Below are 26,710 nucleotides of genomic sequence, written 5' to 3'. Positions count from 1 at the left end.
TCCTTTATAGCTCAGTTAGTTCCAACCCATACGCTCAATTAATCCCTTAATATGTGCAAGATGATGATTGCCATGCCATCTGTACATACCGAGAGCGGTAGCAAGTTTCGTTTCACCCGATTTCGGATGGATGAATGCACGCTCGAAATTCGCTGCTGACATTGATTTTAATAGAATGACCCATTTTTCATGCAACGCAGTAATGAGTTCAAGTGATACTTCAATAGGCGTGTGAATCGAATCACCCAATAGTGCCCATTCCTTTTCTTCATAGGCTTTGATCGTCGGTAATTCCTCTGTTAAAGCAAGCTTAAATCGAATCACGCAATTCATATGACTATCTGCGATGTGATGAACAACTTGTCTAACTGTCCATCCATCTGGTCTATACGGGGTGTTGAGCTGCTCATCTGTTAACTCAGTTACAGCTTGACGTAATTTACTTGGTAGTACCTCAATTTCACTAATCCATGCTTGAATTTGTTCATCTGTGATGTGCTCTGGTTTAACGAAGATACCTATTGGATATCGCAAGTCTTCCATCGTTTCTCCCCCCAAATTATGTAATCTGTTACCATTATACATTTGGTTTTTCAAAAAATTAAGTATTTTATAAAATATTTAAAAAAAGGCTGCCAAGCATCTCTGCTGACAGCCTTTACGATCTATTCGACTTATTAACGTTTGTTGAAAATATCCGTTAACACGGGTACGATTTGCGATTTGCGTGATACGACACCTTTAAGAATCGCTTTGTTCTCTGCTAGTGTTACGCTGTACGCTTGTTCAACAGCATCGGCAGCACGGCCTAGAGCAAGACCCACTGAGTCATTGTTCAAAATGTCCGTTACAACGAATAAGAACAAGTCCAAATTTTTCTCTGCAATAATATTAGATAAAGCAGCTTCGATTTCAGCTTGATGTACAAGCACGTCGTTGACATCAACAGCGTTAACTTGTGCGATTTCAACTTTGCTGCTGCCCATTTGGAATTCTTTTGCATCCAAGGAAATCAATTGAGCAATGGATTTGTCGCTAAGATCTGCGCCTGCTTTAAGCATTTCAAGTCCATATACCTGAGCATCTACACCTGCAATAGCTGCAAGTTCCAGAGCTGCGTCCACATCTTCTTGTGTGCAAGTTGGTGATTTGAATAATAGAGAGTCCGAGATAATAGCGGATAACATTAGACCTGCAATGTTTTGGGGAATCGAGATTCCTTTTTCTTTATACATTTTGTTTAAAATAGTTGCTGTACAGCCAACCGGCTCTGCACGGTAGTATAGGGGGCCGCTTGTCTCGAAGTTAGCAATACGATGGTGGTCGATAACTTCTAATACGCGAACTTGATCGATGTCAGCTGCGCTTTGTTGACGCTCGTTGTGATCGACAAGAATGACACCAGACACTTCATTTGCAACAGTCTCAACGAGACGTGGAGCTTCGGTCTTGAATGTATCTAGTGCGTATTGCGTTTCTCCATTCACGCTGCCTAGACGAACAGGCTCAACTTCAAAGCCCAATTGTGTTTTTAGATCTGCGTATGCAATCGCTGAGCAAATTGTGTCTGTGTCAGGATTTTTATGTCCGAAAATAAGTGATTTTTCCATCTTCATGCTCCTCATTCATGGTTTTTAGTTATAAAATTATACCTTAGAACAACAATCACAAGCAAGATTATATCGCAAATCCATCATATTTCATACTAAACTTGTCGGAATATACTAAATTTTTAACTAATTATTGAAATTTTTTCAAAATAATAACTGCATTGTGCCCGCCAAAGCCAAAAGAGTTGGACATCCCTATTGTTAATTCTGCTTGCCTTGCTGCATTCGGTACAAAGTCCAAATCGCAGAATGGATCTGGCTTCTCCATATTTATCGTTGGAGGGATGATACCCTCTCTTAGCGACTGAATCAATGCAATGGCTTCCACACCTCCAGAAGCACCTAACATATGACCAAGCATCGATTTATTTGCCGTTACCGGAATCTGGTAAGCAGCATCACCGAAGACTTGCTTAATCGCTTTGGTCTCCGTTCGATCACCAAGCTCCGTACTTGTCGCATGCGCACTTATCACATCAACCTCCTCCGGCTGAATACCCGCTTCTTGAATCGCTGCTCGCATAGCCAGTATCGCACCGCGCCCTTCTGGATGTGTAGCTACCATATGATAAGCATCTGAGCTGGCCCCATAACCGATGACCTCCGCATAGATCGTCGCTCCACGATTTATCGCATGAGACAATGCCTCCAAGACTAAGATTCCCGCTCCCTCCGCCATTACGAAGCCATCACGACTTGAATCAAATGGCCTGCTTGCCTGCTCCGGCTCCTCATTACGTGTCGATAACGCAGTTGCATTGGCAAAGCTGGCAAGTGAAATATCCGTTACAGCCGCTTCCGTACCTCCTGCAATCATGACATCAGCTGCTCCTAATCGAATCAGTCGGAATGCTTCACCTATCGCCGTATTGCCAATCGAACAAGCCGTAACTGGCGCTTGAGTAGGTCCTTGAGCATCATATTGCATACTAATTTGAGCAGCAGCCATGTTCGCGATCATCATGGGAACTAAGAGTGGGCTCACCCGCTCAGGTCCTCTATTCCCTAAAAGGGAGTGCTGATCGACTAGGGTCTGAATTCCGCCGATTCCTGAACCTACGTATACACCGAGTCGCGCTGGATCAACGTTATCTCGGGAGAGTCCCGCATCTTCATAAGCCTGTTTAGCAGCGGCCAGTGCAAATTGACAGAATCGATCCATTCGTCTAGCTTCTTTTTTCCCGAAGATCGCATCAGCGTCAAAATCTCGTACCAACCCTGCAATTTTAGATTTATGTCTAGTTGTATCAAATGTATCAATGAAAGAAATACCTGACTCACCTTTGACTAGGCGCTCCCAGAATGTATCAACATCATTACCAAGTGGTGAAACCACTCCCATTCCTGTGATTACGACTCTTTCCATCTTCATTTCCTCCCTAAATCATACTCTGATCTTATCTTTACACAGTAAATATCCTATTACAAGTTGGCGTTTATCCTAGTATAATAAGTACCATAATAAGGTTATAAAAGGGGGCGCCTCTCATCAATTCTCAGACTCGATTGCAAGCACTTTCAACATTTCTAAAAAGCCAACGTGCCAAGATACTCCCTCAAAGTGTCGGTCTGCCTGCTGGTACGCGTAGACGCACACCTGGGCTTCGGAGGGAAGAAGTTGCTCAATTAGCTGGTGTCAGTACCACCTGGTATACTTGGCTTGAGCAAGGAAGAGACATTAAAGTATCTGCTTCTGTCCTCGACTGTATCGCAAGTGCATTGCAGCTAACCTTCGATGAACGCAAATACTTGTATGCACTGGCTCTAGATACAACTTTAGGAGTAAGTCTCAACCAAAGTATTCAACCCCAGATCAGCCCCGCCTTAGCAAGGATCTTGCAGGAGCTGCGGCATTGTCCAACGATCATCTCTGATCGCAAATGTGATATTGTCGGCTGGAATCAAGCTGCATCGCATGTTTTTCTAGATTTTAATCAAATTGCGGTAGAAGAGCGGAATATGATTGGACTCCTTTTTACGCGAAAAGAATTCCAGAGCTTGGCTGTCAATTGGGAGCATTTTGTCAAAGGCTTTCTCTCGATCTTCAGGACTTATTACGGCCAGTATGTGGAAGATGAATGGTACGACCATTTTATAGAGGAGATGAGTCGTTCTTACCCCGATTTTGCAAGATTGTGGAATCAAAGCGAAGTGAGTACCGCTCCTGAAGTGGCAGTAGAATTTCGTCATGCTAAGGCAGGCAAAATGTTGTTTCACTTAACATCCCTGCAAGTGCAAGGAAGCGCCGATCTACGTTGCAGCATTTACACACCTGCACCTGAAACAGCAACTGAAATGAAACTCAATAAATTAATGGAGCAAGACAAAAAACTTCCGAATCACATCGATTTCGGCTCTACGTGATTCGGAAGTATTATTGAAGGATTATTTTACATCATCAAAAATAAATTGTTCTTGCTTGTTCGGCCACTCGGTGCCGCGTTCCCAGACAAGAACGAAGGATTCGTATCGATATCTTTCATCAAAAGTGACCTGCTCACCAAATACTCGCTCAACCGAGAACACTTGGGATTTATGCGCTTTAAGCGCACTTGCTTTCATCTCCCACATCTGCTCTGTATCGATGCGTAAATTCGGGTAATGTCCCATTTGTTCAAGAGGCTTAGATGCATTGTAGTAATACTTCTGAACCGATGGGCAGCGCCCACTAAAGATTGCCTCATTCGTCGCATGATGAATCGCGGTATGATCGGGATGAAGACTAATACCATCCTCTGGGAAAGTAACGACAACTTCCGCCTGCTGCTCATTAATGAATTGAATAATCTGCTCAGCTAGCTCTGTTCGGTCGATGGTGTTAAGCTTCCCATCTGGATATCCTAAGTGCTTAATTACAGATATGCCCATAATATCGCAAGCGTTCTTAAGTTCTTGCTCGCGTACAATTGCTAGTTCTTCTTTGGTCATTTCGCCCAATCGACCTGTCTTACCCGCATCACCACGTGTTGCAGACAACAAGGTCGCTTTACCACCCTGATCTACAAGATTGCGAATGAGAGAAGCACAACCGAATGTTTCATCATCAGGATGTGCATAAATAAAACTTACGACTTGATTCATATGAACACCACCTTCATCTCTTCATGCTATTATATCTTAATCTAGCTATTCATTCACGGTAAACGATAAACAGCGAATGGCTCATTCCCACTCGGATCGAAGTAAAGCATGCATATAAACATCATGAGATTGTCCATTTGCAACCAAATAACGTCGTAGAATGCCTTCTTTTTGAAAACCGAGCTTTGCGAGTAGACCATTTGAGCCTGTATTATCCAAATATACAATGGCAGCGATTCGTTCTAGTCCTAATTCTTTAAATCCATAATCTATTATCGCTTGAACAGCTTCACTTGCATAACCTTTTCGCCAATAGAGGGGATGTAATTCATAACCGATTTCCGTTCGTTTGTTCTTAAGATTTAGAAGATTAAAGCCGATCGTGCCAATTAGTTTTTGCTCATCCTTTTTCACAATTCCCCAGCGCGCACCGCGCATCTCGGTCTCATTTTGCAGCAACAGTTGAATGAGTGCTTTGGCTTCGTCTATCGTCTGATAAGGATCTTGACCATAATATTGCATAACCGCTTCTTGTGAAAAATATTCAAACATTGCTTGCGCGTCCGCTTCAGTCAAAGCTCGCAGCAGTAAGTTAGGCGTATGAATTGTAGCTACCATCAGACACTCCCCCTATTCATTATAAAACTTGACTCAGCCGAATCATATCGCAACACTGCATGCCATTTTCCATAATGGGTTCCGAATAATTCCTTACGAAAAAGTCTGTATCAATACCTGTGATTCGAAATCCACAACGCTGATACAAGTGAAGCTGCCCGATACCTGAATTACCTGTTCCGACTTCAATTATCGAATACCCCTGTTCTTTCGCTGTTTGTACAGCATGCAGAACAAGCTGCTTGCCAATCCCTCTTCCTTGACAGTTTTCGGCAACTGCAACATTGATCAGTTCAATCGTTCCAGGATGGGTAGGCAGCAGCACATACTCTCCAATAACTTCACCTTGCTCTTCATAGATATAGCACTGACCCTTTTGTACATAGCCCTCTACAACATTCTCATCTGGATCTGCAAGCAGCAGGAGATCTAGGGGTAATTGTTCGTCAGATTGAAGAGGTCGAATCGGTGCTTGGTTAGCTGCAAATATCGCAGACCATTCCGAATTTATGTTCACGTTATGTTCGGTATCAGGAGTTATTCCCAAACTCGTAAAACCTACCATCACATCGCCTTTGAATGTACACATATGGTTATAGATTTCAGGATCATCAAGCACAGATGGAAGGAATTTTGGAATGTTCTTAGCTACACCCAAATTTTCTGGATGCAGCACCCAATCAATCTTTTTCCAATCTAGTATACCTTCTGAGGTAGTAAGTGGTGTCGGATACTCAAAGTCATCTGCAACTTCAGCAAGGTATACATACATTCCACCGTAGTAATGACCATCACTAGCCACCCACGTCACCGCGCCCTTATAAAAGACCTCTTGAAGCTCTATGCCTGTCTCTTCGAATACTTCACGAATGACAGATTGTCTAGGTATCTCACCTTGGTCAAGCTTCCCGCCAACACCATTCCAGCTCCCCATCCAAGAGGGATACTGCCGATTGACGAGCAGTACTTCATCTTTTCTGCGGATAAAACAAATATTGTACTTTAACATATTCTTTCATTACCCTTCCAACATATTATCGATACATATTCCAAATACCTATATCTTTAAAGCCGAGTCTCTTATAAATCGCTCCTGCCTTCGGATTCTCATAAAATAAGCATAAGTTCTTGCCTTCACTTAAAATTTGCTTACAAAGTGCAGTCATCACCTCTGAAGCTAAGCCTTTGTTACGATGCTCATCCAATGTACATACCGCAACAATCATAGCAGAGAGGCTATTCTCAGCTGTTGTGGAAGCCACACTTGTCATCTCGCCTTGATCCTCTGTATAAAATGTTCGGCTAACGCCACTTTCCATCACTTTAAGCAGACTCTCTCTTGCATTAGGGCGATTGCTGTAGTTCTTGAATCCTTTTGAACGAATGCTGATGATTCGATCGATGTCTTCGATTGTTGCAACTTTTACCCTATCTTGTGAAGATGAGATTGAATGGAAATCATCTGTTTTCAGTTCACTGAAATAAGTCGAAATCTTGTTTCCTAATTTATTCAATCTATTATGTTCGAATGCTTCGACAACGCTCGCCTTACCCGACAATTCAGAAAAATCAGGGTCAGCGTTCATAATGTCTGCAAAGCCTTGTACATCAAAGTCACTTTTCGCATATACGATATAAGAATGGAAATAACGAAGCATAACCGCCTCGTAATTACCATCATCATTCAATTGTGCCCACAGCTCTTGAAATTCACTTTCATAACCAAACGATTCAATGTCACCAATGATAAACAAATTAATGGATGGCTCTTCACTCAAATACTGCATTAATGAATCATGGTCACTTTGTCCTAAACGTCTAATCATCTGAATTACCTCCTCTTTCCATACTAATATTTGACCTTATCTTTTAACTGCGAAGCAGCTCTACTTTACCCGCTTTTAAATCCTCAAACACGGGTTTTTGCACACGATTAATGTCATTAATATTAATGGCATTAAGTTCTTTGAACTTCAATTGTATGGATTCGTTATCTTCATCCTTATAGTTTAGCGTTAGACCATCTGCTGCTAATCGACCCGTTAAATCTGCTGTTGCTTCGAATAAAAACATCACGAATACGACTTCGTCACCGTTTGGGTACATATATTGCATGCGAGGTCCGCTGTAAATCGAATACAACTCATAGGATTGAATCTGCAATCCTGTTTCTTCAGCAATCTCACGAACCATCGTTTCTTCAACAGTCTCACCTGGAATCATCCCACCGCCAGGTAAGCCCCAATCCCCATAGTCTGATCGTTTCTGCATCAGGATTCTGCCCTGTTCATCACGAATAATGGCTCCACCTGTAACGATAATTTTAATCGTCATGTTACACCTCGCTAGTTGTCTCGTAATAATTTGTCGAAAAAGCCATTTCACTTACTTCGAGATGCATGTAATAATTCCTTTTCTAGCAAATGAAAAAAGCTGCTGACAGCTAACCTGTCAACAGCATCCATTCTTATATCACTTAGTCAACAACTTTTCGTATCACAATAGTTCCAACAAAGGAAATTGCTGTCGAAAATCGATATTCCTTCTCATATCCTGCGCTTGCCTGGGAAATAGAGAAGATTACATTTCCCGAATGAATCCATTCATTTTGACACATGGTAAGGTAAGAAGTCTCACCTAACTTGCAGGAGGTTATCATTATGACACAATCCGAGCAGCATCAAGAACCGATTAAGCACGCCGAGGAGCATGCAGAAAGTGCCATTATGGCCGCACAACGTGCAGAAGCAATGCTGGCTGATGCACTAGAAAATGCTGATCCACAGCTCATACTCGCAGCAAAAGCTAGATTAACACAAGCTAACCACGATGCAACTGAAGCGACGAAGCATCTTGTGGAGTTTAGTACCGATCAACATTTTGACGCTCAACTGACGCAAAAAGCAGAGGAATTACACAATGCGAAACAAGATATTAAAGCATCCATAGATAAATCCAAGATGCCAAAGCAAGTTCGTTAGCCCCAGCATCTTTCGATTTTATCCTAATTGAACAAAAGAAACTTCGTCCCATCGATGGCTCATAGCGTGCAGTTTAGGATGCAGAGTATGACCAAACTTCACTTCAATCAACATCCTAAGCTGCTTGATCCATTGTTCAAATTCAGAGGTTGCTGCAAAAACATTCGCATACTTGTCATTCATATAGATGAAGAATGGCCCTTTATTCTTTTCTGTGAGAAAACGTAAAGACGCATCCAGCGGGGTATACTTCTTCCGTTTACCTTCCCACTCATCCAATTGTAATTCAACAAACGTTTCATTGATCTCTGGCATTTTCAAAAAAGTATACAGTTGTTTAACCCGTGCATGATAAGGAAGATCAGCTTTAAGTCCCATCCGCTTAAGCGTCTCCTCATGTTGGGGATATAGTACAACCTTCTCGAATGATTTTTCCTCGGCATACTGAATCAATCTTTGTAGTGCCTCTTCATCCCAATCCTCGAATAAATCAAACACGAGTAACGTTCCCTTCATGCTTGCTTTCGGCTCTACATAACCAAACGGAACTTGAATTTGTTGTCGTGCCATTTTTGTTCCCTCCAATCCTTCTTCGATATAGAATACCCTTTTTCTTTGGAATCCTTTCACAAAATATAATATAATAGAATTTGAATGTTATTTTCGATATAAGGAGATTGACTATTATGAGAGATCCTCGTTTACAAGTTTTTGCAAAAAACATTATTAACTACTCCGTTAATTTACAACCTGGAGAGAATGTACTTATTGAACTCATTGGCATTAAAGATCCTGAAGTTGGAAAATGTTTCGTAGAAGAAGCTGCTGCTGCTGGCGGTCATGCTTTTATCGAGACTCGTGATCCGGTCATGACACGCAAAGTTCAAATGACGGGTACAGCTGAATTGTTCCGCGGTATGGCTGAAGTTGAATTGTTCCGTATGAAAAAAATGCATGCTTATATCGGTGTTCGCGGTGGCGACAACATTACAGAAACTTCCGATGTGCCAGATTCCCAAATGAAATTATTCATGACAGAATACCAACGTCCTGTTCTAAATCAACGTGTAAACCATACAAAATGGTGCATCATGCGTTACCCGAACGCGTCCATGGCGCAGCAAGCGAATACAAGCACAGAAGCTTTCGAAGACTTCTATTTCAATGTTTGTAACCTAGACTATGGTAAAATGGATGCAGCGATGACTCCGCTTCAAGATCTAATGAACAAAACAGATAAAGTACGCCTTGTTGCTCCTGGTACTGATCTTTCGTTCTCCATTAAAGATATTCCTGCTGTCAAATGTTCAGGTCTTCGCAATATCCCAGACGGAGAAGTTTATACAGCACCTGTAATCGATTCCGTTAATGGCGTGATTTCCTACAACTGCCCGACGATCTATTCAGGAACCTCTTTTGAAAATGTCGTGTTACGTTTTGAAAATGGTAAAATTGTTGAAGCAACTTCCAACAACACGCAAAAATTAAACGAAATCCTAGATACAGATGCTGGCGCTCGCTTTATTGGCGAATTCGCAATCGGCGTGAACCCTTACATCCAAACCCCAATGAAAGACATTTTGTTTGATGAGAAGATCGATGGTTCCATCCACTTCACACCAGGTCAAGCTTATGAAGTAGCAGATAACACAAACCGTTCTTCTGTACACTGGGATATGGTATTGATCCAACGTCCTGAGTACGGCGGCGGCGAAATTTACTTCGACGACGTATTGGTTCGTAAAGATGGACGTTTCGTACTTCCTGAACTTGAGTGCTTGAATCCTGAGAATTTGAAATAATCAAGGGAATCTTCCCTTTTACAGACTGCTGAGAACAATGAGTTCTTGGCAGTCTTTTTAATATTTAATGTAATTAAATACATGAAAAAAAGAGGAGGCATTCACCCCCTCTTTACACCATGCTTACGATTAGCTACTTCATCCTATTTTACAATTTCAACTGAACTTGTTGACGGGAACCACAATACATAAGCACCGAACTGCTCAGAGATATAACGGATCGGAACGAGCACTCGATCGTTGACTACGACTGGTGGTGCATCAAAACCTTCGATCTTCTGACCCACTGTCATCGTTAATAGCTTGCCATCCAGCTCAATTCCAACTTCCCCTTTCTCTTCATTCCAACTTACTTGAGCTCCAAAGCTCTCTGCAATATATCTTGCAGGAACCATCACGCGATCATTTACTAGAGTAGGTGCGACATCATTTAATTTATTAACGCCATTAAGTTTTGTGTTCGTATCATCTAACTTCAAACCAATCGTCGTTAGCTTGTTCGCCTTAACTATACCGATTTTATTGCCAAGACGATCGATATAGAAGGTAATTGTTTTCTTCAGGGCATCGTAAGTACCGCCTAGCTTGACGATCGTGTAATTGCCTTGAGAATTGAGCACATAACTTACGCCCGTTAAGCTCGCGATATCTTTACTTGAAAGCAGGATATCGGATACATCGATCGTTACTGCAAGAGGTTCATAGAGATTTGTTATAGGTGTCTTAGAACCATCTTTTTGAATAATTGCGGCTTGAATCTCAAGTGTAACACCGCCTAAATCAATAATCCCTTTTGACTCCCCCACACCTGCTTGCAGAAGTAGTTCTTTGCGCTCATCTTGCTTTAACAGATGAACAGATAACTCTAAGCTTGTTCCCGATGATGCAAGTGCCTGATTTAACTGCTCCGTATCAAAGGCATCGTATGGAAATGTCAGCACAGTATCTGTCGTTTGCAAGATAAGGGGTTGTTTCTTTTCTAACATAGTCTGGAGCTGTTCCTTTGATAGCTTCAGCTTCCCATTGGCATCCAACTTCAATGTGGTAGGGTTTGCAGGCGCTGTGGTCGTCGCACCACCGCCACCGCCTCCTCCACCACCTCCTGGAGTAACTGGGGGGTTCGTTCCTGAGTCTGGGCTAGGTGTCGGTGTTGGAACTGTTCCAGATGTTACTTTAAAGGAGGACCTGTAAACTTCATCCCCCTGCTTATTCTGCAATTCGACCGTATAGTCGCCTTCTTTCAATTGAACCTGAAAGCGATACTCGCCGTTCGCATTCGTCTTCCCATCATTAAAATACTTGATCGCGTCATCAGAAGCCCGCTTCACTGTCATATAAATCGGAATATCTGATTTCGTGAACTTGCCGGTTATGGTGGCTATACTCCGTGTGGATGTCACAGTAATTCCATTTAGAATAGGAGACGAACTTGCATTTACGCTCTCTTTCTTATCTCTCTTATCGAGTGATCCCCCATTATCTTTAATAACAGCATCATTGGGATGCGGAGGAATAATTGGAATATCTGCTAAAGCGATCTGGGATGTCATGGCGGCTAATAGCAACGCAATACTTGACAAAACTAACTTTTTCTTCATATTTGTCCCTCACTTTCTACTCTATTTAACTGGAATCACTAATGGATCTGAAAGGAAGGAAGCATGATCCGTCTTGTAATCTGTCACAAGATATGCCTTCACGATGTACTCACCTGTCTCTGGTATGCTAAATCCTGTTGTTAGACGCTCTGTCGTCTTTGATTTAACACCCTTGCTCGTACTAACAAAATTGTACATTTTAGATTGATCTTTGCTGAGCAGCGTGATAATTAAGGTCGCATTGGTTTCATTTAAATTATTATTTGTAATCTCAACAGTTACTGCGGCTTCACTATCTAAATGGATTTCTTGATTAGGATTAACAAACTTAACATCCACGCTGTCTTTATAAATGTTTCCTCCACTTAAGTCTGTACCAATTGCATGTAACTCCGAATTGTAAACGGCTTGAACAGAATCTAACATGGGTGAATCTACTAATTCACTAAAGCCTTCAAACTTAAATTTAGTCGTGTCATTCACACGTTCTGAAAAAATCGATTTGCCATTATCTTTTACCTGAACATCACTGACATAAATTCCTGTTTGCGGTGTGTTTGCATCTGTCCACATTTCAAATTTCAATTCTACTTTTTTACCTGAAAATGCGCTCAGATCAAATGTCGCATCTATCCACTTATTGTCTTCCGATTTACCTGTGATACCATGCCCAGGATTTCTTACCCAATCTTTATTACCTACACCTTGATTAGGATTATCGGTCGTTGTAATATTACCTTGGATCGATACCCATTTATCTGTTCCTTCTGCTTTTACTTGTACGGATGCATAATCCCAATCTTTTTCAATGTCATACCAAGTTTTGAACTGTAAATTAGGGTTCTTCGCCTCTGTTAAATCTATATTCGTTGTCATGGTGCTAGTCATTAAATTCCCCTTACCACTGTAATACATTTTCTTTCCAACGACAGGTGCATTGAATTCTGCACCATCAATCAAAACATAATTAACTTTCCAATCTTCCTTCGGATTAATAATAGAATTGTTAATTGCGCCTCTATATTGACCGTTCCTGTAGGTTAATGTTTCGAAATATTCACGAGCACCTTTATCCGTCTTTAATGTATAGGATACATGTGCCTTGTAACCTGGCTGCCCTTCTGCTGCAAGTACAATTTCATTTTTCTGATGATCAATCGATAGATCGATATTTTTTTGCTTAAACGTCTTTGGCTTATTCGCATTTGCAATGTGAACGGTTGCTGATCGACGATTTGCCGATTCTGATGTGAGGTACACATTTAAGCCATAATTTTTCAAAATCAAACCTTGTCTTGGATCGGATTTATTTGTGTAATCATTTTTGTCATTAAATACAGGATTCGGTTCAAGATTCTTATCCGTTACAATGCCATCATTGTGTTCAACGAACATCTCTGTTCCTTTTCTTAGACTAAATGCAGAATCACGTAACAAATAGTCTTTGTTCGGTTCTGTTTTATAAAGCGTCCGTTTCTCATGCGCATTCTGATCGGCATCGACGACCCCAACAGATAAACTACCTGGATGTGCCACAACATCTTGATCAAGGCGATCTTTCGTACCTAGTGATTCATTAATATACCAGATAACAAGACCAGGATCATAAGCACCCTTCTCTACCCAATTCCCCAGTACGTAGGATTTCAATGAACGATCCGTTCCTTCATGATTACGCCACTCTAGCAAGTAGTAATGATTTGCAATTTTTACACCGTCATCTTTTTTGAATCCCTCAAAAGTAAATAATGATGCTTCATCTGCGCCTTCAGCATCATCGAAGAAGATAACTGTTTCGGCGGCAGGTGCGACTAACTCAACTTTCTTTAATGATGTTAATATTTCGGATACATTCGCGTCTTTAAATAAGTTTCCTGCGGTATCCTTGACTGCACCTTGTGGGATTGTAACGATGTATTTCTTCCCTTGCTCAAGTGGATTCTGAGGTTTAAGCGTCAACACATTGTTCTTAATGCTTCCCATTAACTCAACTGCTCTGCCCTCTTCGTTAGTTAACGTAATTTGCTTAAATGCATCACTTTCTTGGATGTTCTCACTAAATACAACTCGGATTGCACTATTATCGGCAAACTCCGAATTATTCGTATCTGAGAGTACTTGTATAACAGTCGGCGGAATAATATCTTGTACAGCGGGCTGACCAACCTCAGAATTTATTGGAGTATTCGTATCTTCTGGTTTAGGTGGCACTACCTGCTCTTTATCACCAACTGGATCTGAGACTGGAGGTTCATTGTCTTTACCATGTTCACCTTTCTCACCTGGGACATGTTTGGTAACATCGAGTCCTTGGTGATCTTTTACAGGGCTGATCGGTTTCTCTGGTGTATAAGTGACTTTAATATCATCAATATATATGCCTTCCTTCGGTGTATTCCCATCTGACCAGAAGTAAAACCGAAGATTGATCTTCTTGCCAACAAATGTGCTTAAATCGAAAATACCATCAACCCATTCATACTCACCAGCTTTATTCTTTGTACTTCCGGTAATTCCGTGTCCAGGATTGCGTCCTGTTCCATCTGGATTATCAGTCCCACTGTTTGGATTTTCTGTCGTTGTGATATTCCCTTTAATCGATACCCATTTCTCACTGCCTTCCACACGAACTTGCACGGAAGCATAGTCCCAATCTTGTTCGATATCATAGCGAGTCTTGAACGTTAGGTTAATATTAGATGGGTATTTCGTGAGATCGATACTAGATTTTGTAGTCATGGAATTCCTAGCATCATTTGCCTTTTGGCTAAAATACATTTTCTCACCGCTGAAAGGTTTAACAAAATCAAGCTTTGGCGGTAAATTCACACGTACCAAGTCTGTATCTGTATTGGACATTAAAGCCCCGATCTCAAAGTCCTTCCCTTGGCTGTCTAGATCATCAAAATCAATAATTTTCTCCCTGGCCCAATCTCCACCCAGCTTCTCTTGTAGAATTTCTCTTCCAATCCCACCGAATTGAGGAGACATTGTTGCGTACACACTTCCAAGATAGCTGCTTGACATAATAGACCAGTTACGAGTTGGTTCTGCACCAGGACCATAAATATCCGGCAATCCCAGTGTGTGACCAAATTCGTGGTTCATCAGCATCGGCAATGAATCTTGTGCAACGGTAACAAAGTCTTCTGCTTTGAATTTCTTACCTCTTGTATCCGTTACTTCGTATTGTTTATAACCATTGTCCGGATTAGAAAAGGAATTATACCAAGATACTTTTCCACGGAATGGCCAAATCCCCTGACCTCTTCCGAGTGAGCCTGATCCCCATTCATCTCCACGTCCTGCATGCACGAGGATGATGGTATCAATAATGCCATCCGATTCAAAATAATTGCCATTCCCGTTATAATCATATTTATCCTCAACATCGTATTCCGATAAATCGAAATTAGGATCGCTTGCTACCGCAGCGATGGCCTCACGAACTAATTCAGCTGCATTATCTTGCTCTCGTTTTCCATATTCCTTGATGCCATTCTTTGCTGTATACCAACCCGCTATTCCACCTTCCATAATATACTTTCCTCTGGATTGTTCTTCATAGTACGTTTTCATCGAATCATACGTCTCATCATAGAGTTCGTATGATTTGCCGAAGAATAGATCTTGGTACCAGTCTTTCTCATACGTGTCACGCACAAAGAACGGTCGATAGTCTTTCTCCTTTTGCTTAAATTCATTATGCTTATAATCTGGAAAATCCATCATAATGACTAACGGTTTTACGATCACTTTATCTTTACCATCCATCGGTTTTTTTGCTGCAAATGCACTAGGAACTGAACCGAATAATAATGCGATTGATAATAAGCTGCTTATTACAATTTTTTTCATAGGGCCTCCTGGACGTGTTTATTTAATGATTTCAATTTTTTCTGATGATGGATACCATAGGACATAGGCACCCAATTGTTCCGAAATGTAACGAAGTGGAACGAATATACGATCTTTTACAAAATCAGGCGCGACATCATATCCTTCAATCGATTGTCCGAGTGTCATCTTCAACGACTTGTTATCAAGTTCAATTGTGACCTGCTGCGCTTCTTCATTCCAAGTCACTTTTGCACCAAGCGATTCTGCAATAAATCTCACAGGTACCATTGTTCTCTGATTGACAAGCATGGAGGCAACATCATTACGAATTTGAGCACCATTCACAAGTGCAACTGGCTGATTAAGAGTAAGCTCCACTGTCGTTAGCTCATTTGCTTTTAAAATGCCATATCGACTAAATTGGTCTGTATGGAAGGTAAACCATTGCTTATTGGCATCATATTTACCACCTAATTTAATGACAGATACTGATCCATCTGCATTCGAGACATATCGCACACCTGTAAGCTTCTTAGCATCTGCTGTAGATACATGTAATTTAGATAAATCAATTGTGACCGATACAGGCTCTGTAAAATGAGTAATGGGTGTTTTCGTTCCATCAGCAAAAACAAGCTGTGCGGTTAATTCAAAATTAAGCATGTCTTGCTTCTCATTAGATTTCAAAATCTGAATGCCAAACTCTAGACTTGCATTCGATTTGTCCATTGCTGCACGAATTTGTGGATCTTGGAACGCAGTAGCAGCAAACTCAAGTTTTACTCCTGCATTTTCAACAACAAGTGATTGCATTTTTTCTGCTAAGGCTTTGATATGACGAAGTGTAAACTGGGATGATGTTTGATTGGCTGGCGCAGTTGTGCCCGAGCTTGAACCACCACCCGTACCACCACCTGATCCTCCACTCGGATTTCCACTTCCATCACCTGGATTAGGAGGGGTCGTATCTTGATCATATTTGACTAAGATAAGATAAGTTTTCGTTGTCTTACCATCAGGTGCAAGAACGATTACTTCAACTTTGTAGCCTTGCGTATTACGATCTTTTTCAGAGACTGTCACTTTCGCTTCTTTCTCTTCAGCAGTACCTAATACAGTCAATTGGCTATTTTTCGCAATATTAACTGAATATTCTGTTTTTAATGGGTTGAAATCAGGGATTTCCGTTGTTTCCGACCCTTTTTTAATCCACAAATGCTTTAAATTCGCATTATTGCTAACCGTCTTAAACGCTAGTACGTATTCGTTATCTACCTTAATACCGTCTTGATCGCTTACCGTCTGGGACGGAATGACAACTTGATAAGAATGATTAAGTTTTAGCTCTGCCTCTGGCTTAACCGTGATCGTGTTCTTGTCTACCCTGACAGAAGCTTTGACTGCGCCATTCGAATCAAAGAGCCTTATCGATTCTATATTACTGACTTGAATGTCTTTATTAAACGTAATGGTAGGTTGAACATTCACAGCAACGCCTGTCTCTTGATTAGCTGGTTTACTACTGACTACATAAGGAAGAACAATCACTTTACCTGTGGAAAAAACAAATGTGTGTGATTCCTTTATCGCATTGCCAGCCATATCAACAACCGAGTTTTTCGGGACGACAATTTTGTAGTCACTGCCTGACTGCAAAGGCTGTCTTGGTGTTAGGATTACCGAATTGGCTTCGATACGACGATCAGTCACAACATGCTCCATTCCTTTAAGTAAGGAAATAATCCTAAAGTCTTCGCCTGCTTGAATGGATTCATCAAATGTAATCGTGATCGTACTAGTCAGTGGTACATTTGTCTCGCCATGTGCGGGATACACCTTTTTGATAGTAGGAGGTATTAAATCTGGTATGGCTGCACTGAAAATGATTTGATAATCTTCTTTCATTTGCAAATCATTCATGTCCATCACAGCACCCTGTGGGACAAGCAGGTTATAAGATACCCCGTCTTTGAATTCTTGAATAGTTCGAATCATTAAGACGTTTCCATCTATACTAGCTGCAATTTCAACTACGTTGTTCTCGTTATCTATCAAGCGAATGGATTCGAAATGGGGTCCTTTCTTAATCGCCTCATTAAATGCAAGAATAATCGGTGAGGATAAATCAGTTACCTTACCATTGTGACTTGGAATCGAACGTGAAATAAAAGGTGCTGTTGTATCTTTTGTGTAGATGACTTTGGAATAAGATTTGACTAGTCCTTGGTTGATGCTATCTTTGATCGAATTACTTGCAATAAATAAGGTGTACTTTGCATCTGTAGCTAGTGGACTTCGAGCACTAATTTCAAGTACATTATCCTCAGTGTTTACTACAATATCTTGGGTCTTATTAGCTGCATCCACTAGTTTAATATTCTGGAGTTGATCGACTGTGATCATTTCATTCAAAGTTAATAGGATCTTATAATCAACTTTTCCTGGAGCTTCTGTAACCGTGTTATACTCGCTAACTTTTTCAATCCGTGGTGCCATATCTATATATTGAACCCGCTTTTTACTGCTATCTAATACATATAGATTGTTCAAAGCGTCTACTATGACATTCACAGGTTTTGAATAATAGGAGTCATTATCTCCAGAGCTTGGTTTTAATGCACCAATCTCCTGAATAAATTTGCCGTTATTATCGTATATCAGAAGAAGCTTCTTCCCATCATCAGCAAGCACGTACACATTTCCAAATGGATCTACAGAGAGATTTACCGGGGCCGCTCCGTAATAAGAATCCGCTTCAGAAATAAGCCAGGAAGTCAGATATTTACCATTTGCATCTAACTTCTGAATGCGTTTATTTTGTTTATCGGCGATGAACATAGATCCATTCGCATCAAAAGCAATTGCCACTGGAGAATTAAACTCGCCATTACCATTGCCTGTTCTTCCCCACTCTGTACTCTTCTTGCCATTTGGTTCGTACTTGTAGATCTTCCCTTGCGAGCTGCTCGTTAAATAAATGTTCCCCGCATGATCCACTTTAATGCCGCCACTACTTTCCGCTTTAATATCAGTCGGGAACTTAATCTCTTTACCATCTTTATCAAACTTCTTAATGTCATAATAATCGTGTATATACAAGTTACTATCGTCGTCAATTGCTAACTCACCTGGATAATTTAAATTCTTAATTTCTCTTATAAGCTTGCCATCTTGGCCAAATTTCTTAACGGTTTTATCCGTGCTCACGTACACATTGCCCCATTTATCTAGTGCCATACCCGTGTATCGTGTGACATCCGTGAGCTTGATTTCCTTGTAATGTGCGCTGCCTGAGTTTGGATTCGCTACTGTTTTGAAATTGAATCTATACTCTTGTGCAAATGGATTCTTTGATGCATCCATTACAGCTCCAGCTGGAATCACAACTTCATATTTTGTTGAATAATCAAGTGCTTCCGTTGGTTTAACTAAAACTACACTTGGATCATTCTTGCTTATGCTGCTTGTTACTGCAACTTTACCACCTGTCGCATTTGTTACCGTTATTGGTTTGTTTGTATCCAGACTACCAATCGTCTCGTTGAAGTTGATCGTAATTTCCGTATTCACACCAATATCTTTGGCATCCCGGACAGGCACTGTGCTTACAACCGTAGGTGGAGTTACATCTTGTTCAACAGTCGTAAATTCAAGTAAAGTGCCATTTGAATCTGAGCTTACGTATGAATTACCCGCAAGATCTTTAATCACATTGTCTCCGGCGGTAACCACATACTTAGAACTAAATTGTAATGATACTTCTGGTTTAATTGTAAGCACATTTTCTTTAATGCTGACATTCGATTTTACAACCTTTTCATCCGTAGCTAATGTGACTTGTCCGCCATCTAAGGCAATTTCTTCACTGAAAGTAATACTAATCTCTTGAGAAACAGGGACGTCTTTGGCTTCTTTCGTTGGGATCGTACTTGTAATTGTCGGTGGAGTCTGATCTGGGACTTCTGTTGTGAAAGATAATGTGAACTCCTTCTTAAGTTTATTGCCTAAAGTATCTTGCACTGTATTAGCAGGAATATGAAGGGTATACTCTTCCTTATTACTCAGCACATTTATCGGTTTAATCGTGAGTACTTTTTTATCTGATTGAAGAATAGTTTCAATTCTAGATGCTTTACCCTCGCTATCTTTTAGAACAATTGTTGAGAAGTCGCTTTCCGCAAGTTCTTTGGAATACGTAACATGGATACTCGTGCTTGCTTTTACATCTTTTGCATTTGGAGTGGGACTTGATTGAACAACAGTTGGTGGCGTAACATCTTTGGTCTTAAGATCATACGTGTATTCTTGCTCAAGTTGACTACCATCTGCACTTAAAATACTATTCAAAGCGAGTCTTAATTTATAGGAATGATTAGACTTTAATCCTCCAATTGATTTCACTTGTAAAACTTTACTACCGCTTGCTTCTTTAATTACGGTTTCACTTGACACCCTATTCGATCCATCTAGTATTTGAATGGAGTCGGGATTTTGTATCGAGATAGCCTTCGAGAAACTTACGTCAATTGTATAATCGACCATTACTTGATTAAGGTCCGCGTCATTTACATTCCCTGCAATCGGGTTAGCAGATAATACCTGAAGTGGAGAAACTGGTTTTTTCATGAATTGAACTCTGTTATTTCCTGCATCTACGACGTATAGATTTCCTTGAGGGTCTAGAGCGAGCGCTTTAGCATCTATAAATTGCCCTTCACTCGTGCCATATTCCCCCCAGCTATTCAGTAGTACTCCACTTCCATTGAAGTGCAGGACAGCATTTTTAGACTGGTCCAGTATAAAAAATTCGCCTTCCTCATTAACAGCAAATGCTTTTGGAATGCCTACTCCAGCTAATGAGATCGTAGTCTTATAAGCACCATTTTTATCAAAATTAATGATGCCGCCATTTGAGTTAAGGAGATAGACATTATCATTCGAATCGACTGCGATTCCCGCAGGGATCTTAATATGATCAGAATTCCATTCCGTAATAAAATTTCCGGCTTTATCAAATTTTTGAATGTTATTCCGCTGTCCAGCATTCGTAACGAAGAGATGAGATTCATCTATTGCCAAAGCAACTCCATCATAAATGCTATAATTCTTTCTATTCTTTTTTACTTCGGATCCATCTTGTTGATAATAAATGATTTCTCCGTAATTATTATATACATAGATCAATTGATCATCTAAAGCTATACTCTTCGGTGTGTTTCCAGGGGTGCCGAAGCCTTTGCTTATTGATGCACCCGGATCGAATTTATGAATAAATTTGGTTTTATAATAATCATTAGGATCGTTATAACTCGCACTCTCATTCGTAACATAGATCGATCCATCCTTAGCAATTGAGATTCCATTCAAGCTAAGTATACCCTCTGACTTCATAATCGTATGGAAACCCTGCCCCGTACCGGGATTATCAACTTTAACCAGTTGTCCGGTATCTCCTTGCTTCGGTTCCCCGCCTGGCGTGATCTCATTATTTTTGAGCTGATCTAGCTTCTCGACAACTGGAGCTTCGATGACAGGCTGTGGCTGCTCAACTGTGGGTTCTAACTTTTCGTGCACACCTTGCTCTTCCTGAGCCAATACCCAACTGCTGTTCGCTGAAAAACAGAGTAGAATCATATTTAGGATCATCAAAAACTTTAGTAGTTTCGTTTTCCTCAACCGATACCAAGACATTCCCTAACCTCCAATAAATAAAATACATAATCGCATACAAGAAAGGAAAGCGTTTACATTTCTCTCAACTCCTTTTACGCCTTAACCTCATCTTAGTAAAGCAATAAAGCAAAAGTCATACCAACATGAATAAACCAACTGTAACAACCAGATGAACACTTCATTTTTTTAAAAAAATCAAAATATATACAGGAAGTTGTCCATTTTTATCTACAAAATAACTTGCTTTTATACGTATTGTTATAAAATTTAGACATGAAATCACAAAAAAACCGCTCAACAGCATCTGCTGCAAACGGTTTTCTTGAACAATTAATAAAAAGCGCTAAGCACGACTCTTCGCAAAAGTAGCGGACCCAATTACACCGCCATCATCGATTAATTCGCCGCGTACGATCGTCAATCGATCCCAGTAGATAGGAATCACAGATTTTTGAATCTCTTCACGCATTGGAGCGAAAAGTCTTTCACCCGCTAATGCGGCACCTCCACCAATGACGATGCAGTCTGGGCTGAATAAGGTAACTGCTGCTGCTAGACCTTTTCCAAGAGCACGACCTGTGTAATCCATGATTTCCTGAGCGAGTGCGTCTCCTGCATCATATGCTTTGGACACGTCAGTCGCTATTAACCGCTGAATGTTGTCCCCAGTGAACCACTCACCCAGAATACTAGAGCGTCCAGCTTGCAGCGCTTCTCTCGCTTGTCGAGCGATTCCAGTTGCTGACGCAACAGTCTCCAAGCAACCCACCAAGCCACATCCACATTTCGCGGTTACTCCATCCATTGGAATATGACCAATTTCTCCTGCCATGTAACCTCCGCCATAATACAATTTGCCGTTATTGACGACTGCAGCAGCGATCCCTGTGCCAAGTGTAATGCCGAGTACATGATCATGGTCACGACCTGCACCTTGTATGGCTTCCCCATATACATACATCCGAACATCATTATCAATTGAAACAGGAATACCTGTTAATGCTTGCAACTGCGCTGCAACTGGATAGTCTCTCCATCCCAAATTAGCAGAAAATACACCAATTCCAAGATCTGGATTAATAAATCCTGGTGAGCCCATCCCTATGCCTAGAAGATCACTTTTATTTACAAGATTTTGTTCTAATAATAGTTCTGCATTTTCAGCGATACGCTGAATAATATCGTCAGCGCCTTGATTGGCTAGTGTAGGTTTCTTGAGTTTTGCCACGATGTTCATACTCTCATCGAGCAATCCGCAAACCATATTCGTTCCGCCAAGATCAATTCCAATCCAATATCCCATCTTCAGCCACTCTCCCTGTGTCTATCCTATTATGCATATGTAATCTATTAACTTATATTATTGTAAGCGATTTCTAAAAGCCTTTCAATGAAGGAATACCTCTACTCCATTTGTTAACGTTGAGCAGCGATATGGGATGAAACGGATTTATAGTGCGCTGCATTGGCGAAATAAGAATGGATAGAGTCTTCAGAATACATCTGAATCTCTATCCATTTTTTGGTTTATTTACATTTACATTGGTTGTTGAATGCTGTTTGCAAGCTATCAGAATTGATCTATCGTAAGCCGTTAGCGCAACACGCTATTCGCTGAGGAATCTCCTTTATAGGCATCTGCACAATCATATAGTTATTAACCTACATACTGTAAACACAGGTTATTTGACTTTACGAATAGTGCATTATCTTTTTAAAGCAAAAGGAGATAATATATGACAAATTTTTATTCTTTTCACGGGACTATCACTATGATTAATGATTTTTTTACAGGTCAAAATGGTGAAGGATGTTTTAAATTAATATCTGTAGACAACGGATTGGGAGCATTAGTAAATTTCGTTGTGTCACCCAATACTTATTTTGTAGACCATGTAATGGTGTCAGTAGGAGATCAAGTGACTGGATATTATGACGGAAATGCACCTGCTCTTCTAATTTACCCTCCACAATATCAAGCAATTGTCATGGCAAAAAATAGCCCATATCAGAATGTAAAAGTAGATTATTTTAATACTGAATTAGAGAGTAGTGATGGACGATTACGATTAAATATTTCTCCATATACTCAAATAGTATTAACAAACGGGCAACACTTTTCAAGAACCCCTGCGAACCGAGATCTAATTGTTATTTATGGACCTACCACAAAAAGTATCCCCGCCATTACCACACCCTATAGAATTATAGTTTTGTGTTAGGGGGCATGCTGTCCACTGCAGAAGATGGAATAATATTCATAATTCCTTGGTTCAACTAAACTGCCAGTTAGCTGAACAGGCTACCGATCGTACCGGCAGTCTGTTCTCATGGTACTATCGTAATCCGTTAGTTAAATAAGGAATTTAGTTTATTAATTGATTGAACTATAATATCGGGTCTATCAATATGTATTGAATGACTTGCTTCTTGTGCGATTATTAATTTACTATTTGAAGTAAGATTAATTTGGTTCATAATAAGTTCTTGCCACTTTTCTTCAAATAACCTTAACTCCCACTCTGGTAAACCTTCCATAGTGCCTAACCTAATGTTATGCTCTTTATCTCGGCTAATAACGATTAAAGGTATATCAAGGCATACCACCAAATTCTGAATAATATCTCCGTCCCTCTTCCAGTTGCTAATTTCAGAATGCATTGCTTTGTATAAAGAAGGATTTATCTGGAAGTCTATTAAGCGTTTTTGAATATCATTCGGGAGTAGCTTTTGTTTTTCTGTTAGAGTAGGGTTAATAATTTCACTTAATTCTTCCCTTTTCATTTGAGAATAAGAACGACATTTTTCCATCCAAAATTCATCGGTTGATCCTTCATTTAAAACAGGTAAATTCAAGTCATCTAAAACCTTTAATTCAACAGAAGTTGAATCTACTAATACTATTCCAGCAACATTTTCAGGATGCTCTTTCACAAAATGTTGTACACATAACCCACCATAGGAATGACCAACTAATATTACGGGTTCAGATAATTTAAGTAAATGTATCATCTCACTTACTTCGTTTACGACTGCCTGTGTATTACGGACTTCATTACCAATTTCACTTGCGCCTAGCCCTGGTCTATGAAACATAATAACCCTATTTGATTTACTTAATGACTCTGTTACTTCATACCATTCATCGAATGAACAACCCATTCCTGTAAGGATAATTATTGGTGTCCCATCTTGCCCTTTTTGAAGTATCTCAATCTTATTTTGATTTATTATTAAAAATGACAAATTTCACCTACCCCTTTGCTTAAAAAGCAAATAATATTAGGTTTTCTTGTTCAACTAACCTGCCCTTTAGCGCAACACGGTTGCCGATTCATGCCGGCAGCCGCGTTTTAGTTATTTATTTAGCTATAGTGTCCCTTTAATTTAATGGAGACCTGTCAATGTGCTGTATTAATCGTAATTCCAAACGAGCTGTCCTTTTCTTATTTTGGCTACATAGATGATTTGTCCAGTATGAAAATGGACCTCTCTAAACATTGCAATCATAAGATTCAGGGCTGTCGTCTCATTATTTACCTGGCTATATGTAAGAGGGGGCAGATTAATGAAAGGTTGAGACATTAACAACTCAGGTGAGGATTTAAGACGTTCAAGAAATTGTATTAGAATATCAAAAGCATCCATAGTCTTTCTTATGGCTTCTTCCTTAGACATTTCTAGCCCTTTTTCAAATTCTTTATCTCTATCTCTTGTATCGGGAATATCAAGGAGAATTGTTTCAATTCGAGAGTGAACCGCACCTCTAATGTGAGCAACTAAGTTAGCAATGCTATTACTTTCCGATGTTGGAGAAGAAGTAATATCTTCTTCGGACAATTGTTCAAGCGCTTGGAGAGTCCATTTCTTCTCTGACTTAAACTTAACCATCATACTTTCAATTAGCTCTAATGCGATCTCCATTTAACACCTCCCCAGTAATTGGTTATATGCAATAATTTTACTAAACAAATGTTCCATATACAATGGTAAACCAACCGCTTTTACCACGCTAAACTACTGCCCAATACTTCAATGAAAACGGCAGCTGATCGTTTGACCAGCTGCCTATATATCATGATTCAACTATTGTTCTCCGTTAGCATTCCTGTAGATGAATTAATTTCGTCTTTGCAAAAAGAAAAGCGCCTCGGTACGATGGGAGTACACAACGGGTCATAGCCCTTAAAATCCCATCATCCAGGAGGACGCTCTACTATGAAGTTTAAGGCACAGGAGAAACAAAATCAACTCATTGAAAAGATTACCGCCAAGCACCTCGTCGTCGGGATCGACATCGCCCAGCAAACTCATGTCGCACGTGCGGTGAACTTTCGAGGAATCGCCATTGGGAATTCCTTTTCCTTTTCAAACGATGAAGAAGGATTTCACAATCTCCTTCGGTGGGTGCAATCACTACAAGCATCACACAGTCTAACTGAAGCCATTGTCGGGATGGAACCTACCGGTCACTACTGGCTTAACCTTTCCAAGTGGCTCTCGGATCACCAATTCGAAGTCGTTCTTGTCAATCCGCATCTCGTGAAAAAGAATAAAGAAAACCGTGACAACACGCCTTCCAAGAGCGACAAAAAGGATGCACTCGTTATTGCAGATATGGTCAAAAACGGCTATTACCCTTTCATTCGCAGCACGCCTGAGGCCTTTGTAGAGCTGCGTGTTTATCTCTCAAACCGTGACTCTGTCGTGACGAGACTCGTAAGCGCTAAAAACCAAATCCATCGTTGGGTAGACGTTGTTTTCCCCGAGCTGCGTCAAGTCTTTAAGAGCCTTATGTGCACCGGTTCGTTGGCCACACTTCGTCTTTTCACTACACCTGAAGAACTTCGGAAACTACAGCCGCAGGACATCATCAAAGGCTGGAAATCACTGATGAAGCGTCATTCTGGTGAGCGAAAAGCTCGAGCTCTTATCGCTCTTGCTAGTAGCTCTGTAGGTTCTAAACAAGCCACGAATGCCTACAAGCTTCACTTGAAGCAGTTACTCGATGAATACGACCTTGCTTGCCAGTAGCTAAAAATAGTAGAAACGGAGATTATCGCCGTCTTAGATCGCATACCTTTTGCTAAATCCATGCTTGCTGTCAAAGGGATTAGCGCCATTTCACTCGCTGGTATTCTTGGTGAAGCCGGGGATTTAAGCGGATTTGTTCATGGCAATGCTCTGCTGCGGCATGCTGGCCTTAACCTCGCAGAAGCAAGCTCTGGGAAATGGTCGGGTCAGATGAAAATTAGTAAACGTGGACGATCTCGCCTCCGCCGTTTCATCTTCATGATGGCCATGAGTTTGGTTGCGAACAATCCGGAATTCAAAGCGATCCATACGTACAATGTTCAAGTGAAAAAGATGAAGAAAATGAGGTCCCTGATGAAACTATGTGGTAAATTAGCTCGCATTCTCGTAGGGATGGCTCGTAGCAACGAGGCATACAATCCTCATAAAACGATGCCAATTCAACTAGCAGCTTAAGCTTAATATAATCGTTT

At 40.6% G+C, this 26,710-nt stretch carries 19 protein-coding genes and 2 pseudogenes; 5 read left to right on the top strand and 16 right to left on the bottom strand.

The annotated features are described in order from the left end of the window. Positions 1-15 precede the first annotated feature (15 nt). The 3 genes from ACSBOP_RS09475 to fabF all read right to left on the bottom strand — a co-directional run bounded on the left by ACSBOP_RS09475 (position 16) and on the right by fabF (position 2,976). Positions 16-543, bottom strand: coding sequence for a YfiT family bacillithiol transferase (locus tag ACSBOP_RS09475; protein WP_442604163.1), 528 nt, complete (start codon positions 541-543; stop codon positions 16-18). A 134-nt stretch (positions 544-677) separates the two neighbouring features. Further along, a complete protein-coding gene (locus ACSBOP_RS09470; RefSeq protein WP_442604162.1) occupies positions 678-1,610 on the bottom strand; it encodes a manganese-dependent inorganic pyrophosphatase in 933 nt (310 codons plus the stop codon). 130 nt (positions 1,611-1,740) lie between these two features. Beyond that, positions 1,741-2,976 carry a beta-ketoacyl-ACP synthase II gene (gene fabF, locus ACSBOP_RS09465; RefSeq protein WP_442604161.1) on the bottom strand — a complete coding sequence of 412 codons (1,236 nt, stop codon included), beginning with the start codon at positions 2,974-2,976 and terminating at the stop codon, positions 1,741-1,743. A gap of 122 nt (positions 2,977-3,098) precedes the next feature. Here fabF and ACSBOP_RS09460 point away from each other — a divergent pair, with 122 nt between their 5' ends. Next, complete coding sequence (locus ACSBOP_RS09460; protein ID WP_442604430.1) at positions 3,099-3,974, top strand: helix-turn-helix transcriptional regulator; 876 nt, start codon at positions 3,099-3,101, stop codon at positions 3,972-3,974. A gap of 21 nt (positions 3,975-3,995) precedes the next feature. Here the strand turns inward: ACSBOP_RS09460 and ACSBOP_RS09455 are convergent, their stop codons facing one another. The 6 genes and pseudogenes from ACSBOP_RS09455 to ACSBOP_RS09430 form a co-directional block, all read right to left on the bottom strand. Then, the gene (locus ACSBOP_RS09455; RefSeq protein WP_442604160.1) at positions 3,996-4,691 is read right to left on the bottom strand and encodes a PIG-L deacetylase family protein; all 696 of its coding nucleotides are present in this window, start codon (positions 4,689-4,691) and stop codon (positions 3,996-3,998) included. Positions 4,692-4,772: 81 nt separating this feature from the next. Then, entirely contained in the window at positions 4,773-5,309 is a 537-nt protein-coding gene (locus ACSBOP_RS09450; RefSeq protein WP_442604159.1) for a GNAT family N-acetyltransferase, read from the bottom strand. Positions 5,310-5,328: 19 nt separating this feature from the next. After that, positions 5,329-5,775 (bottom strand): GNAT family N-acetyltransferase, encoded by a 447-nt coding sequence (locus ACSBOP_RS09445; RefSeq protein ID WP_442604429.1) that lies wholly within the window; start codon positions 5,773-5,775, stop codon positions 5,329-5,331. A gap of 204 nt (positions 5,776-5,979) precedes the next feature. Continuing rightward, positions 5,980-6,318, bottom strand: a pseudogene (locus ACSBOP_RS09440) (NUDIX hydrolase); the annotation flags it as partial. Between the two features lie 25 nt (positions 6,319-6,343). After that, entirely contained in the window at positions 6,344-7,135 is a 792-nt protein-coding gene (locus ACSBOP_RS09435; RefSeq protein ID WP_442604158.1) for a GNAT family N-acetyltransferase, read from the bottom strand. Between the two features lie 43 nt (positions 7,136-7,178). After that, on the bottom strand, positions 7,179-7,643 hold the full coding sequence (locus ACSBOP_RS09430; protein WP_442604157.1) for an NUDIX domain-containing protein: 465 nt from the start codon (positions 7,641-7,643) through the stop codon (positions 7,179-7,181). A gap of 326 nt (positions 7,644-7,969) precedes the next feature. Between ACSBOP_RS09430 and ACSBOP_RS09425 the strand changes: the two genes are divergently transcribed. Beyond that, positions 7,970-8,290 carry a hypothetical protein gene (locus ACSBOP_RS09425; RefSeq protein ID WP_442604156.1) on the top strand — a complete coding sequence of 107 codons (321 nt, stop codon included), beginning with the start codon at positions 7,970-7,972 and terminating at the stop codon, positions 8,288-8,290. Between the two features lie 18 nt (positions 8,291-8,308). Here the strand turns inward: ACSBOP_RS09425 and ACSBOP_RS09420 are convergent, their stop codons facing one another. Beyond that, the gene (locus ACSBOP_RS09420; protein ID WP_442604155.1) at positions 8,309-8,860 is read right to left on the bottom strand and encodes a hypothetical protein; all 552 of its coding nucleotides are present in this window, start codon (positions 8,858-8,860) and stop codon (positions 8,309-8,311) included. Between the two features lie 116 nt (positions 8,861-8,976). On the opposite strand from ACSBOP_RS09420, the gene ACSBOP_RS09415 reads away from it, so the two are divergent. Next, positions 8,977-10,092: an aminopeptidase gene (locus ACSBOP_RS09415; RefSeq protein WP_442604154.1), complete on the top strand. Its 1,116-nt coding sequence runs from the start codon at positions 8,977-8,979 to the stop codon at positions 10,090-10,092. 143 nt (positions 10,093-10,235) lie between these two features. On the opposite strand, the gene ACSBOP_RS09410 is transcribed toward ACSBOP_RS09415, so the two are convergent. From ACSBOP_RS09410 to ACSBOP_RS09395, 4 genes are all read right to left on the bottom strand, one after another. Further along, a complete protein-coding gene (locus tag ACSBOP_RS09410; protein ID WP_442604153.1) occupies positions 10,236-11,690 on the bottom strand; it encodes a copper amine oxidase N-terminal domain-containing protein in 1,455 nt (484 codons plus the stop codon). A gap of 21 nt (positions 11,691-11,711) precedes the next feature. Next, positions 11,712-15,548 (bottom strand): immune inhibitor A domain-containing protein, encoded by a 3,837-nt coding sequence (locus tag ACSBOP_RS09405; RefSeq protein WP_442604152.1) that lies wholly within the window; start codon positions 15,546-15,548, stop codon positions 11,712-11,714. 18 nt (positions 15,549-15,566) lie between these two features. Next, positions 15,567-21,221: an Ig-like domain-containing protein gene (locus ACSBOP_RS09400; protein ID WP_442604151.1), complete on the bottom strand. Its 5,655-nt coding sequence runs from the start codon at positions 21,219-21,221 to the stop codon at positions 15,567-15,569. A 325-nt stretch (positions 21,222-21,546) separates the two neighbouring features. Beyond that, complete coding sequence (locus tag ACSBOP_RS09395) at positions 21,547-22,506, bottom strand: ROK family protein (RefSeq protein ID WP_442604150.1); 960 nt, start codon at positions 22,504-22,506, stop codon at positions 21,547-21,549. Positions 22,507-22,939: 433 nt separating this feature from the next. On the opposite strand from ACSBOP_RS09395, the gene ACSBOP_RS09390 reads away from it, so the two are divergent. Beyond that, a complete protein-coding gene (locus ACSBOP_RS09390) occupies positions 22,940-23,425 on the top strand; it encodes a hypothetical protein (protein WP_442604149.1) in 486 nt (161 codons plus the stop codon). Positions 23,426-23,552: 127 nt separating this feature from the next. Here the strand turns inward: ACSBOP_RS09390 and ACSBOP_RS09385 are convergent, their stop codons facing one another. Together ACSBOP_RS09385 and ACSBOP_RS09380 are read right to left on the bottom strand one after the other, a co-directional pair. Next, on the bottom strand, positions 23,553-24,449 hold the full coding sequence (locus ACSBOP_RS09385; protein WP_442604148.1) for an alpha/beta fold hydrolase: 897 nt from the start codon (positions 24,447-24,449) through the stop codon (positions 23,553-23,555). 168 nt (positions 24,450-24,617) lie between these two features. Further along, a complete protein-coding gene (locus tag ACSBOP_RS09380) occupies positions 24,618-25,127 on the bottom strand; it encodes a DinB family protein (RefSeq protein WP_442604147.1) in 510 nt (169 codons plus the stop codon). A 294-nt stretch (positions 25,128-25,421) separates the two neighbouring features. Between ACSBOP_RS09380 and ACSBOP_RS09375 the strand changes: the two are divergent. Further along, positions 25,422-26,693 (top strand): annotated as a pseudogene (locus ACSBOP_RS09375) (IS110 family transposase). Positions 26,694-26,710: the final 17 nt, after the last annotated feature.

Origin of the sequence: Paenibacillus sp. KN14-4R, assembly GCF_052180255.1 — a bacterium.
GTDB lineage: Bacteria > Bacillota > Bacilli > Paenibacillales > NBRC-103111 > Paenibacillus_AM.
Note: the sequence above shows the minus strand (reverse complement) of the source record. Positions and strands in the feature narration are given on the sequence as shown.